10 protein-coding genes are annotated in these 12554 nt (G+C 70.3%); 9 read left to right on the top strand and 1 reads right to left on the bottom strand.

All coding sequences use genetic code 11. From position 1 onward, the window contains the following. Positions 1-14 precede the first annotated feature (14 nt). The 7 genes from DSC_RS09140 (at position 15) to DSC_RS09110 (ending at position 9521) form a co-directional block, all read left to right on the top strand. The gene (locus tag DSC_RS09140; RefSeq protein ID WP_014160879.1) at positions 15-653 is read left to right on the top strand and encodes a YfgM family protein; all 639 of its coding nucleotides are present in this window, start codon (positions 15-17) and stop codon (positions 651-653) included. After that, positions 653-1840, top strand: a complete 1188-nt coding sequence (gene bamB, locus DSC_RS09135) for an outer membrane protein assembly factor BamB (RefSeq protein ID WP_014160878.1) — start codon at positions 653-655, stop codon at positions 1838-1840. The genes DSC_RS09140 and bamB overlap by 1 nt, the downstream gene beginning before the upstream one ends. A gap of 161 nt (positions 1841-2001) precedes the next feature. Continuing rightward, on the top strand, positions 2002-3402 hold the full coding sequence (der, locus tag DSC_RS09130; protein ID WP_014160877.1) for a ribosome biogenesis GTPase Der: 1401 nt from the start codon (positions 2002-2004) through the stop codon (positions 3400-3402). Positions 3403-3406: 4 nt separating this feature from the next. Continuing rightward, positions 3407-4624 carry a molybdopterin molybdotransferase MoeA gene (locus DSC_RS09125; RefSeq protein WP_014160876.1) on the top strand — a complete coding sequence of 406 codons (1218 nt, stop codon included), beginning with the start codon at positions 3407-3409 and terminating at the stop codon, positions 4622-4624. Between the two features lie 208 nt (positions 4625-4832). After that, positions 4833-5927, top strand: coding sequence for a molybdopterin-synthase adenylyltransferase MoeB (moeB, locus tag DSC_RS09120; RefSeq protein WP_014160875.1), 1095 nt, complete (start codon positions 4833-4835; stop codon positions 5925-5927). A gap of 195 nt (positions 5928-6122) precedes the next feature. Further along, positions 6123-7949 carry a monovalent cation:proton antiporter-2 (CPA2) family protein gene (locus DSC_RS09115; protein WP_014160874.1) on the top strand — a complete coding sequence of 609 codons (1827 nt, stop codon included), beginning with the start codon at positions 6123-6125 and terminating at the stop codon, positions 7947-7949. Between the two features lie 174 nt (positions 7950-8123). Next, the gene (locus tag DSC_RS09110; protein ID WP_014160873.1) at positions 8124-9521 is read left to right on the top strand and encodes an FAD/NAD(P)-binding protein; all 1398 of its coding nucleotides are present in this window, start codon (positions 8124-8126) and stop codon (positions 9519-9521) included. A gap of 101 nt (positions 9522-9622) precedes the next feature. On the opposite strand, the gene DSC_RS09105 is transcribed toward DSC_RS09110, so the two are convergent. After that, positions 9623-9919: a DUF1244 domain-containing protein gene (locus DSC_RS09105; RefSeq protein WP_014160872.1), complete on the bottom strand. Its 297-nt coding sequence runs from the start codon at positions 9917-9919 to the stop codon at positions 9623-9625. Positions 9920-9968: 49 nt separating this feature from the next. On the opposite strand from DSC_RS09105, the gene folD reads away from it, so the two are divergent. Continuing rightward, positions 9969-10844, top strand: coding sequence for a bifunctional methylenetetrahydrofolate dehydrogenase/methenyltetrahydrofolate cyclohydrolase FolD (gene folD, locus DSC_RS09100; RefSeq protein ID WP_014160871.1), 876 nt, complete (start codon positions 9969-9971; stop codon positions 10842-10844). Positions 10845-10968: 124 nt separating this feature from the next. After that, positions 10969-12426, top strand: a complete 1458-nt coding sequence (guaB, locus tag DSC_RS09095; protein WP_014160870.1) for an IMP dehydrogenase — start codon at positions 10969-10971, stop codon at positions 12424-12426. Positions 12427-12554: the final 128 nt, after the last annotated feature.

Genomic DNA, 12554 nt, shown 5'->3' with positions numbered 1-12554 from the left:
GGGCGAGAGTACGCATGGCAATCGATGACCTGCTGGACGAGCACGAACAGAGTGAGCGCGTCCGCACCTGGCTCAAGAACAACGGCGCCGGCCTGCTCGGCGGTATCGCACTCGGACTGGCGCTGATCTTCGGTTGGAAGTGGTGGGGCCAGCACCGGGAGCAGCAGGCCCAGGCCGGCCATGGGGATTACACCGCGGCGGTCAAGGCCATCGCCGGCACCGACCTGAAGGCTGCCCAGGACAAGGTTGTCGCACTGCGCAAGCAGGGCGATTCGGTCTATGCCCAGCTGGCCGTGCTGCAGCTGGCCCAGGCGCAGGTGAAGGCCGGGCAGGCCGATGCCGCCCTGGCCACGCTCAAGTCCATGCCGGCCGAGGCGGCGATGAAGCCTTACGCCGACCTGCATGCCGCGCGCCTGCTCAACGACGCCGGCAAGCCCGAGGATGCGATCAAGTTGCTGTCCGCCTACGACAGCGCCTTGGCCCTTGAAGTGCGCGGCGATGCGCTGGTCCTGGCCGGCAAGCGCGAACAGGCGCGTGATTCCTATCTCAAGGCGCTGACCAGCCTGGACGTTGCCTCGCCGCAGCGCCGCCTGGTGGAAGTCAAACTCACCAACGCCGGCGGAACCCCGCCCGGGCCCGCGGAGTCGATCTGATGAATGTGGTTGTCAACATGAAGCGCGCCGCCGTGGTGGTCGCGCTGGTCGCAGTGTTGTCCGGTTGCAGCACGATCAAGGGCTGGTTCGGCGATGACCAGAAGGCCGCCGAAAAGGCCGCCACCGAGCCGCTGCCGCTGGACAAGCTGGAAAACGCGATCAAGGTCGACAAGCTGTGGTCGGCCAGCGCCGGCAAGGGCGAGCAGCTGCTCGGCACGCGCCAGGGGCCGGCCGTGCTCGACGGCCGTGTCTATGCAGCGGCCATCGAAGGTGGCGTGCGCGCCCTGGACCTGCAGACCGGCAAGGAGCTGTGGCAGCACAAGATGAAGGAAGAGCGGGTCTCGGCCGTCGGCGCAGGCCAGGGTCTGGTGGTGGTCGGCACGCTGTCGGGCAGGGTGATCGCGCTGGATCCGGCCACCGGCGATGAGAAGTGGTCGGCCCAGGCCAACAACGAGATCATCGCCCCGCCGGTGATCGGCCAGGGCAACGTGGTCGTGCACGCCAACGATGGCCAGGTGCTGTGTTACCAGCTCACCGACGGCACCCGCCGCTGGTTTTGGAACCGGGACCAGCCGGCGCTGATCGTGCGCGGCAATGGTCCGGTCACCCTGGGCCCTGGCCTGGTCTTCGTCGGCAACGACGACGGCACCCTGAGCGCACTGGCGCTCAACGATGGCCACCCGATCTGGGACCAGACCGTCGGCCGGCCCGAGGGCCGCACCGAGCTGGAGCGCATGGCCGATGTGGATGGCGCGCCGGCCCTGGACGGCACCACCATCTACGCCACCAGCTACAAGAACTCGACCATCGCCATCGACGGCCCCAGCGGTCGCCCGCTGTGGAACCGCGACAACGGCGGTCCGGGCGGCCTGGGCATGGGGCCGACCAGCCTGGTCCTGTCCGACAACGGCGGCGCGGTGTGGTCGCTGGACAAGAGCAGTGGCGGTTCGCTGTGGTCCAACCGGAAGCTGCTGCGCCGCGCGCTGACCGCGCCGGTGGTGCACGGCGACTACGCGGTGGTCGCCGATTACGAGGGCTACGTGCACTGGCTGCGCCTGGACGATGGCCAGATCGTGGCCCGTGAGCGCGCCGGTGGCGACCCGGTCCGGGCCCAGCCGGTGGTCGCCGACGGCGTGCTGCTGGTGCAGAACACCGATGGCCAGCTGACCGCGTTCCGCATCAACTGAACCAGGCCTGCGAGCCTGTCGGGGGGAGCCGGAACATGCGTCCGGCTCCCCGTTTTCGTATCCTGTGTCGCTTCGTCGCGCCTGTCATGGCCTCAGCTCCGGTTCCCGGATGGCTCTGGAGCTGAGGTGCCCTGCGTTTTTGTCTTTCCGGCCCTGCTCACATGCTGCCTCTCGTCGCCCTGGTGGGCCGTCCCAACGTGGGCAAGTCCACGCTGTTCAATGCGCTCACGCGTACCCGCGATGCGCTGGTGCACGACCAGCCCGGGGTGACCCGCGATCGCAACTACGGCATCTGCCGGCTCGATCCGGAGCATCCGTTCGTGCTGGTCGATACCGGCGGCATCGCCGGTGACGAACAGGGCCTGTCCGGGGCCACCGCGCGCCAGGCCCGCAGCGCGGCGGCCGAGGCCGACCTGGTGCTGTTCATCGTCGATGCGCGCGAAGGCGCCTCGGCGCTGGACGATGAGATCCTGGCCTGGTTGCGCAAGACCACCCGGCCGACCCTGCTGGTGCTGAACAAGATCGACGGGGTGGACGAGGACAACGCGCGTTCGGACTTCGCCCGCTACGGCTTCACCGACGTGCTGACCCTGTCGGCCTCGCATCGCCAGGGCCTGGACGAGCTGCTGGAAGTGATCCACGAGCGCCTGCCGGAAGAAGGCGCCGGCGCGACCCTGGACGAGGATCCGGCGCGCATGCGCATCGCCTTCGTCGGCCGGCCCAACGTGGGCAAGTCGACCCTGGTCAACCGGCTGCTGGGCGCCGAACGCATGATCGCCTCGGAAGTGCCGGGCACCACCCGCGATTCGATCGCCGTGGACCTGGAACGCGACGGCAAGCTGTACCGGCTGGTGGACACCGCCGGCATCCGCCGCAAGGGCAAGGTGGAGGAGGCGGTGGAGAAGTTCTCCATCGTCAAGACCCTGCAGGCCATCGAGCAGTGCCAGGTCGCGGTGCTGCTGCTGGATGCCACCGAAGGGGTGACCGACCAGGACGCCAGCGTGCTCGGCGCGATCCTGGATGCCGGGCGGGCGCTGGTGGTGGCGGTCAACAAGTGGGATGGGCTGACCGAATACCAGCGCCAGCAGGCCGAGTCGCTGCTGGCGCGCAAGCTCAACTTCGTCGAATGGGCCGAGGCGGTGCGCATCTCGGCCAAGCATGGCTCGGGCCTGCGCGAACTGTTCCAGGCCGTGCACCGGGCCCATGCCTCGGCGACCAAGGTGTTCAGTACCAGCGAGGTCAATACCGCGCTGGAGATCGCCTATGAAGCCAACCCGCCGCCCAGCATCCGCGGCCATGTCTCCAAGCTGCGCTACGTGCATCCGGGCGGCGAGAATCCGCCGACCTTCATCGTCCACGGCACCCGCCTGAAAGTGCTGCCCGAGTCGTACAAGCGCTATCTGGAAAACTTCTTCCGCAAGCGCTTCAAGCTGGTCGGCACGCCGGTGCGGTTCCTGTTCCGCGAAGGCACCAACCCGTACGAAGGCAAGAAGAACGTGCTGACCGAGCGCCAGATCGCCAAGAAGAAGCGCCTGATCCGCCACGTCAAGGGACGCAAGTAGCGCGGTGGCCGATTTCCCGACCCGGATCGATTACGCCCGCGCGCTGGAGATCGTCCAGCGCGTGGCCGGCGCGCGCCGGCCGGGCAGCGAACGGGTTGCGATCCAGCGGGTCGACGGGCGGGTGCTGGCGCAGGCGGTCACCGCGCAGTTCCCGCTGCCGCGGTTCGACAACAGCCGCATGGATGGGTTTGCCGTGCGCAGCGCCGATCTGGCGGCCGATGCACCGACCACCCTGACCCTGGCCGGCGAGCAGTTCGCCGGGCCGGATGCCGGCCTGGTCCTGCAGGCCGGCCAGTGCGCGCGCATCACCACCGGCGCGCCGCTGCCGGGCGGGGCCGATGCGGTGGTGATGAAGGAACTGGTGCAGCTGCAGGGCGACCAGGTCACCGTGCCGCCCGGAATCTTGGCCGGTAATGACATCCGCCGCGCCGGCGAGGACGTGCAGGCCGGCCAGCAGGTGCTGCACGCCGGCCAGGTGCTGACCCCGGCGCGGGTGTCGCTGGCCGCCGCGCTGGGCCATGCGGAGCTGGCGATCCAGCCGTGCCCGACCGTGGCGGTATTCTCCACCGGCGACGAGCTGGCCGAGCCGGGCACCGCGCTCAAGCCGGGCCAGATCTACGACAGCAACCGCGCGCTGCTGATGGGCCTGCTGCGCCAGCTCGGCCTGGAGCCGGTGGCCTGGCCGCGCCTGCCGGACGATCCGCAGCGGGTGGAAATGGCGCTGCGCGATGCCGCCGGCGCGTTCGACGTGGTGATCACCGCCGGCGGCGTGTCGGCCGGCGAGAAGGACCTGCTGCCGGGCCTGCTGCAGGCGCATGGCCAGGTGCATTTCTGGAAGGTGAAGATCAAGCCTGGCATGCCGGTGCTGTTCGGCACGCTGGAACAGGCGTTGCTGCTGGGCCTGCCCGGCAATCCGGTGTCGGTGCTGGCCACCTTCCTGGTGCTGGGCCGGCCGCTGCTGGACGCGCTGCAGGGCCGGGCCGAGCCACGGCCGCGCTTGACCGCGCGCCTGGCCTGTGCCTGGAACAAGTCGCACGAGCGGCTGGAGTTCCTGCGCGGCCGCCTGCGCTGCAGCGAGGACGGTGTGCTGCTGGTCGAACCCAACCCGGCCCAGGCCTCGCACCAGCTGCGCGGCGCGGCCGACAGCGACGCCCTGATCGTGCTGGAAGCCGGCGCGCGCGCTTACCCGGCCGGCGCGCCGGTGCCGGTGTTGCCGTACTGAGAGGCTGTGAAAAAATCGCCCGCCTACTGCGACCGTCGCCAAACGCCCGTGCCGGCGGCGCGCTGCGGGCAAATCCGGGTCATTTGGCTCGCCAAACTCCCCGGATTTGCCCCCAACGCACCTTGTCACGAACACTTGGCGGCGCTCTCGCTACGGCGGTCGAATTTTTCTCAGCCTCTGATACCGCGGCGCGGGCGATAATCGGCGCATGCAGATCCACCGCCTCACCCCCGCCCAGGCCCGCGCCCGCCAGGCCGCCGGCGCTGTGCTGATCGACGTGCGCGAAGAACACGAGCGCGCCGGCGGCCAGGCCGAAGGCGCGCTGGGCATCGCCCGCGCCACGTTGGAAGCCAACCCGGCCGCGCACCTGCCCGATCGCGCCGGCGACGTGGTGCTGATCTGCCAGAGCGGTGGCCGTTCGCTGGCCGCCGCCCAGGCGCTGGTGGCGGCCGGTTACTTACAGGTGGCCTCGGTTGAAGGTGGCACCACGCGCTGGGCCGAAGACGGACTGCCGCTGGTCAAGCCGGTGCTGGATGCCGAGCGTGCCGATTTCCTCGAGCGCTATTCGCGCCACCTGCGCCTGCCCGAGGTGGGCGAGGCCGGCCAGCAACGCCTGCGCGCGGCGCGCGTGCTGGTGGTCGGCGCCGGCGGGCTGGGGTCGCCGGCTGCGTTCTACCTGGCCGCGGCCGGCGTGGGCACGCTGCGCATCGTCGATGACGATCATGTCGAGCTGAGCAATCTGCAGCGCCAGATCCTGCACACCCAGGCGCGCATCGGCCAGCCCAAGGTGGCCTCGGCCGAGCGCGCCCTCGGTGCGCTCAACCCGCAGGTGCGCGTGGAGGCCATCGCCGAACGGGTCACCACCGGCAATGCCCGGCGCCTGCTCCAAGGCGTGGACGTGGTGATCGACGGCGCCGACAACTTCGCCACCCGCTATGTGCTCAACGATGCCTGCGTGGAGCTGGGCAAGCCGCTGATCTATGGCGCGGTGCTGCAGTTCCAGGGCCAGGTCAGCGTGTTCGATGCCGGCCGCCGGCGCGGGCAGGCGCCGTGCTATCGCTGCCTGTTCCCGGCACCGCCGCCGCCGGAACTGGCGCCCAACTGCGCCGACGCCGGCGTGCTGGGCGTACTGCCCGGCGTGATCGGGCTGCTGCAGGCCACCGAGGCGATCAAGCTGCTGCTGGGCATCGGCCAGTCGCTGGCCGGGCGGCTGCTCAACTTCGATGCGCTGGCGATGCATTTCCACCAGATGCGGCTCGACCCCGATCCGTCGTGCCCGGTGTGCGCGCCGGCCAGCGGCTGACGAGACCCGCGACGGCCGCGGATGCGGTGGCGCCATGCGCGCTCGGGCGCAGGCCGGGAAACCAGCGGCGGCCCTTGCGCACCGGTCTTGCAAGCCTGTGCCAGATGATGAAAATGCAGCGCCCGCCATGCCCGCTGTGCCCGCTCCCCCTGGCCCCGGCCTGTCCGGGCCCATGGCCTGGCTGGACTTTCCTCCATGAGCGCACTGCCCCCGTCCAATGAACTGATCAAGCTCGTCGTCCTGCTGGCGGCGGCCGTGGTGGCCGTGCCGGTGTTTCGCCGGCTTGGATTCAGTTCGGTGCTGGGTTATCTGGCTGGCGGCCTGGCGATCGGCCCGTTCGGGCTGAAGTGGTTCCACGATCCGCAGGCCATCCTGCACGTGGCCGAGCTGGGTGTGGTGCTGTTCCTGTTCGTGGTCGGGCTGGAGATGCGGCCCCTGCATCTGTGGAGCCTGCGCCGGCAGATCTTCGGCCTGGGGACGCTGCAGATCACGGTGTGCACGCTGGCGCTGACCGGGGTCGGCCGGGCCTTTGGCCTGCACGGCCCGGCGGCGTTCATCGCCGCGGCCGGGTTCGTGCTGACTTCCACGGCCACGGTGATGCAGCTGCTGGGCGAACGCGGCGACATCACGCTGCCGCACGGGCAGAAGATCGTCTCGGTGCTGCTGCTGGAGGACCTGCTGATCGTGCCGCTGCTAGCGCTGGTGGCCTTGCTCTCGCCACGGCCGCCGGCCGAAGGCGGGCTCTGGGATTGGCGCGCGATCGGCCTGGGCATCGCCTGCCTGGCCGCACTGATCGCGGCCGGGATGTGGCTGCTCAATCCGCTGTTCCGGGTGCTGGCCAAGGCCAAGGCGCGCGAGGTCATGACCTCGGCTGCGTTGCTGGTGGTGCTGGGCACGGCGCTGTTGATGCAGCTGGGCGGGCTGCCGATGGCGATGGGCGCCTTTGTGGCCGGCGTGCTGCTGTCCGAGTCCACCTTTCGCCACCAGATCCAGGCGGACATCGAGCCTTTCCGTGGCGTGCTGCTGGGTCTGTTCTTCCTGGCCGTGGGCATGGCGCTGGACCTGGCCGCGGTGGCGCAGAACTGGCTGCTGGTCTCGGCGCTGGTGGTCGCGATGATGATCACCAAGGCGTTGTGCATCTACCTCATCGCGCGGCTGACCCGCAGCTCCCATGGCGAGGCGCTCGACCGGGCGGTGCTGATGGCCCAGGGCGGCGAATTTGCCTTCATGCTGTACGCGGCCGCCGGGGCCGCCGGGCTGATCGACGCCGGGGTCGGCGCCACCATGACCGCGGTGGTGGTGCTGTCGATGGCGCTGACCCCACTGGTGGTGGTCGGCCCGCGCCGGTTCATGCCCGGGGTGGCCGCCTCGATGGACGTGGTGCAAGCGCTCCACGACCGCAGCGGCAGCGTGCTGATCATCGGCTTTGGCCGCTTCGGCCAGGTCATGAGCCAGTTGCTGCTGGCGCGCGACATCGCGGTGACCATCATCGACAACGACATCGACATGGTCCGCAGCGCCGAGGAATTCGGCTTCAGGATCTTCTTCGGCGATGGCACCCGCCTGGACGTGCTGCATGCCTCGGGCGCGGCCACCGCGCGGGCCATCGCGGTCTGCACCGATGAGCGCGCGGTGACCAACCGGATCGTGGCGCTGGTGCGCGAGGCATTTCCGCAGGCCAAGGTGCTGGCGCGTTCGTTCGACCGCGAGCACGCGCTGCAGCTGGTCAAGGCCGGGGTGGATTACCAGATCCGCGAAACCTTCGAGTCGGCGCTGCGCTTTGGCCAGGCGGCGCTGGTGGAGATGGGCGTGGACGCCGACGAGGCCGCGCGCACGGCCGAACAGGTCCGGCGCCTGGATGGCGAACGCTTCGACCTTGAATTGGCCGCCGGCGATATCCGCGCCGGATTTCCGCTGCTGATCGGCAACACCGCGCCCGGGACGCCGACCCCGTTGACCGCCCCGCGTCGCGAGAGCCAGGTCCTCAATCCCTCCAGCCCGGTGAACCTGGAAGATCCCTGAGCCCCGCGCAGCACGCCATCGCGGCGCCGGCTGGCCGGCGGCGATGATGACGGTGCGGCATGAGTTCATGCACTCGGATGCAGGCCGGCGGCGCCAATCCTAACCAGACCTTTACGCGTGGCCGGCGCCGCTGGGTTCCACTCGCCCTTCCCCTGGAGAGAGGAGAACGTTTCCATGCAGATCACCCTGATCGGCGCCGGTTTCTGCGGCAGCACCCTGGCCGTGGAGCTGTTGCGCCAGGGCGGCCCGGACACGCGCGTGACCCTGGTCGGCCAGCCGGAGACCTTCGGCCGCGGCGTGGCCTACGGCGCGGCCCGGCCCGAACACCTGCTCAACGTGCGCGCCAAGGACCTGGGCGCCGATGCGGCGGTGCCCAGCGGCTTTGCCGACACCCTGGCGCTGGGCGAGCGCGGCCGTCTGGACTTCCTGCCGCGCCTTGCCTACGGGGAATACCTGCAGTCGCGCCTGCAGCAGGCCGCCGAAGCGGCCAGCGGCCTTGCCCGGATCGAGGAGGAAGCCGTCGCGGTGGACCGGGTGCCCGGTGGGTTCCAGGTGCTGCTGGCCAATGGCGAGGATTTCTTCAGCGAGGTGGTGGTGCTGGCGGTGGGCGCGCTGCCGCCGCAGCGCCTGGCCGGGGTCGGTCCGCGCCTGGCGGTGGACCGGCGCTACATCGGCTGGCCGTGGCAGGACGGGGCGATCGACACGATCGCGCCGGAGGCGCGGCTGCTGATCGTCGGCGCCGGGCTGACCATGGCCGATGTCGCCGTGACCCTGCGCCAGCGCGGCCACCGCGGGCCGATCACCGCGCTTTCGCGCCACGGCCTGGTGCCGCAGGCGCACCTGGAGGTGCCCGGCGCGCCGCTGGAGCTGCCGCCGGGCGTGCACCAGGCGCTGCGCGATCACGACCTGCGCGGCCTGGTGCGCACCCTGCGCCAGCTGTCCACGGTGGTCGACGACTGGCGCCGGGTGGTCGATGCGCTGCGGCCACACCTGCAGCCGTTCTGGCGCGGCCTGGACCTGGCCACGCGCGCGCGCTTCCTGCGCCACCTGCGTTCGCACTGGGAAACCCTGCGCCATCGCCTCGCCCCGTCCGTGGCCGGGCAGCTGCAGGCCATGCAGGCGGCCGGTCAGCTGCGGGTGGTGGCCGGGCGCCTGCTGCGCGCGCGGGTGGGGGTGGGCGATGTGGAAGCGCTGATCCGCCCACGTGGCGCCGACAGTGCCTGGCTGGGCCATTTCGACGTGATGATCCGCGCCACCGGGCTGGATACCGACATCGAGCGCAGCAGCCACCCGCTGGTGGCCACGCTGCGCGATGCGGGCCTGATCGGCGCCGATCCGCTGGGCCTGGGTGTGGATGCCGATGCACACCTGCGGTTGCGCGATCGGTTCGGCACCCCGGTCACCGGCCTGTACTGCCTGGGTCCCTTGCTGCGCGGCCAGCTGTGGGAAATCACCGCCGTGCCCGAGTTGCGCGCCGCCGCCCGCGACCTGGCCAGGCGCCTGTTGTCGCAGCAGGCCGGTGCTGGGCGGGGCGCCGCCGACGCCGACGGCGATCTGCGCGAAGCCGGCTGAGGCGGGTCGGCGCGGGGGGGGTCGTGCCCCCGCGCCGGCCGGCGCCGGCGCTTCATCGGCAAGGCGGGCGCCGGCAAAGCCGCCCACCCAAGCGCCCGGGCTCAACCGTGGCGCTGCTGCGCCGCCTGGAACGCCGCCAGCTGCTCGGGGCTGGCATCGGCCTGATACTTGGCCTTCCATTGCGCGAAGGGCATGCCGTAGATCGCCTCGCGGGCCTGGTCCTTGCTCATCGGCGTGCCGGCGGCCTGGGCCGCTTCGCGATACCAGTCCGCCAGGCAGTTGCGGCAGAACCCGGCCAGGGTCATCAGGTCGATGTTCTGCACGTCGTGCCGGTCCTGGTTGAGGTGCTGGAGCAGGCGGCGGAAGGCGGCCGCTTCGAACTGCGTGGTGTCGGTCATGGTGGCAATCAGGGACAATGCGGAGCCACGCACTTTACAACGCGACTCGATGACTGCTTCCGCCCCCGCCCGCATCCTCGACGGCCGCCGCATCGCGGAGGACCTGCTGGACCAGCTCAAGCAGCGGGTCGATGCGCGGGTGGCCGCCGGCAAGGCCGCGCCGGGCCTGGCGGTGGTGCTGGTGGGCGCCGACCCGGCCAGCACCGTCTACGTGCGCAACAAGCGCCGGGCGGCGGAGAAGGTCGGCATCGTCGCCTACGACCATGACCTGCCGGCCGGCACGAGCGAGGCCCAGCTGCTGGCGCTGATCGACCAGCTCAATGCCGACCCCAAGGTCCACGGCATCCTGGTTCAGCTGCCGCTGCCGGGCATCGCCGATGCGCGCCGCCTGATCCACCGCATCGACCCGCGCAAGGACGTGGACGGCTTCCACCCGGAAAACGTCGGCCACCTGGCCCTGCGCGAGTTCGGCCTGCGTCCGTGCACCCCGCGCGGCATCGTCACGCTGCTGGGCCACACCGACCAGCCGGTGCGCGGCCGCAACGCCACCGTGGTCGGCGTGTCCAACCACGTCGGCCGGCCGATGGCGCTGGAACTGCTGATCGCCGGCTGCACGGTGACCAGCTGCCACAAGTTCACCCCGCCGGCCGTGCTGGAAGCGCGGGTGCGCGATGCCGACATCCTGGTGGTGGCCGTGGGCCGTCCCGGCCTGATCCCCGGCGAATGGGTCAAGCCGGGCGCGGTGGTGATCGATGTGGGCATCAACCGGCTGGAAGACGGCCGCCTGACCGGTGACATCGGCTATGAAGCCGCCGCCCGGCGCGCCAGCTGGATCACCCCGGTGCCCGGTGGCGTGGGGCCCATGACCGTGGCCACCCTGATGCAGAACACCCTGGAAGCGGCCGAGGCCAGCGACGCTGGCTGAACGGGCAGGCAGGCGGGCGGTTTTCCGCCTCGTGCCAGCGTGGCAGCCCGCCCGAGCGGCGGGGGAAAAGGCTGCCGCGCTGCGCTAGAATGTCGCGCTTCCCCAGAACCTGGTTAGGTGGCCGATGCTCCGCATCCTGGCTGAAGCACTGACGTACGACGACGTTTCCCTGGTCCCGGCCCATTCCACCGTGCTGCCCAATGCGGTGAACCTGGAGACCCGGCTGACCCGCGAGCTGCGGCTGAAACTGCCGATCCTCTCGGCCGCGATGGACACCGTCACCGAGCACCGCCTGGCGGTGACCATGGCCCAGCTGGGCGGCATCGGCATCATCCACAAGAACCTGAGCATCGACGACCAGGCCACCGAGGTGGCCCGGGTCAAGAAGTTCGAATCCGGCGTCATCACCGAACCGTTCACCGTCGGCCCGACGACCACCATCGGCGAGGTCCTCAAGCTGACCCGCGCGCGCAACATCTCCGGCGTGCCGGTGGTGGACGGCGGCCAGCTGGTCGGCATCGTCACCAGCCGCGACATGCGCTTTGAAAAGAAGCTCGACGATCCTGTCAGCCACATCATGACCAAGAAGGATCGCCTGATCACCGTGCGCGAAGGGGCCAGCGATGAGGAAGTACTGGAGCTGCTGCACAAGCACCGCATCGAGAAGGTGCTGGTGGTCAACGACGGCTTCCACCTGCGTGGCCTGATCACGGTCAAGGACATCCAGAAGAAATCCGACAGCCCCAACGCCGCCAAGGACGCTTCCAGCCGCCTGCTGGTCGGGGCCGCGGTGGGCGTGGGTGGCGACACCGAGCAGCGCGTGGAGGCGCTGGCCGCCGCCGGCGTGGATGTGGTGATCGTCGATACCGCGCACGGCCATTCGCAGGGCGTCATCGACCGCGTGGCCTGGGTCAAGAAGACCTATCCGCAGGTCCAGGTGATCGGCGGCAACATCGTCACCGGCGATGCGGCGCTGGCGCTGATGGATGCCGGTGCCGATGCGGTCAAGGTCGGGGTCGGCCCGGGCTCGATCTGCACCACCCGGGTGGTGGCAGGGGTGGGCGTGCCGCAGGTCACCGCGGTCAACATGGTGGCCGAGGCGCTGCAGGACCGCATCCCGCTGATCGCCGATGGCGGCATCCGTTACTCCGGCGACATCGGCAAGGCGCTGGTGGCCGGCGCCTCCACGGTGATGATCGGCGGCCTGTTCGCCGGCACCGAGGAAGCGCCGGGCGAGATCGAACTGTTCCAGGGCCGCAGCTACAAGAGCTACCGCGGCATGGGCTCGCTGGGGGCGATGGAGAAGGGCTCCAAGGATCGCTATTTCCAGGACGCCTCCGACGCCGACAAGCTGGTGCCCGAGGGCATCGAAGGCCGGGTGCCCTACCGCGGACCGCTGAGCTCGATCATCCATCAGCTCACCGGTGGCCTGCGCGCCACCATGGGCTATGTGGGCTGCGCCACCATCGAAGACATGCGCACCAAGCCCACGTTCGTGAAGATCACCGGCGCCGGCCAGCGCGAGAGCCACGTCCACGACGTGCAGATCACCAAGGAACCGCCGAACTACCGGATGGGGTAAGAGCCGGGACTCGGGACTCGGGGCTCGGGACTCGGCAAAGCAGTTCATCGGCGGCGGAGGATGCGCATCCTTGGTCGCCGTTTCTACATCGCCAGCGGACATGGGAGCCCGAGTCCCGAGTCCCGAGT

Origin of the sequence: Pseudoxanthomonas spadix BD-a59, assembly GCF_000233915.3 — a bacterium.
Taxonomy (GTDB): Bacteria; Pseudomonadota; Gammaproteobacteria; order Xanthomonadales; family Xanthomonadaceae; genus Pseudoxanthomonas_A; species Pseudoxanthomonas_A spadix.
This window is presented reverse-complemented; position numbering and strand designations above follow the sequence as displayed.

Excerpts from the sequence above, each read along its gene's own strand:
- DSC_RS09140 (WP_014160879.1), top strand. The coding sequence starts at position 15 with ATGGCAATCGATGACCTGCTGGACGAGCACGAACAGAGTGAGCGCGTC.
- bamB (WP_014160878.1), top strand. The coding sequence starts at position 653 with ATGAATGTGGTTGTCAACATGAAGCGCGCCGCCGTGGTGGTCGCGCTG.
- der (WP_014160877.1), top strand. The coding sequence starts at position 2,002 with ATGCTGCCTCTCGTCGCCCTGGTGGGCCGTCCCAACGTGGGCAAGTCC.
- moeB (WP_014160875.1), top strand. The coding sequence starts at position 4,833 with ATGCAGATCCACCGCCTCACCCCCGCCCAGGCCCGCGCCCGCCAGGCC.
- DSC_RS09115 (WP_014160874.1), top strand. The coding sequence starts at position 6,123 with ATGAGCGCACTGCCCCCGTCCAATGAACTGATCAAGCTCGTCGTCCTG.
- DSC_RS09110 (WP_014160873.1), top strand. The coding sequence starts at position 8,124 with ATGCAGATCACCCTGATCGGCGCCGGTTTCTGCGGCAGCACCCTGGCC.
- DSC_RS09105 (WP_014160872.1), bottom strand. The coding sequence starts at position 9,919 with ATGACCGACACCACGCAGTTCGAAGCGGCCGCCTTCCGCCGCCTGCTC.
- folD (WP_014160871.1), top strand. The coding sequence starts at position 9,969 with ATGACTGCTTCCGCCCCCGCCCGCATCCTCGACGGCCGCCGCATCGCG.
- guaB (WP_014160870.1), top strand. The coding sequence starts at position 10,969 with ATGCTCCGCATCCTGGCTGAAGCACTGACGTACGACGACGTTTCCCTG.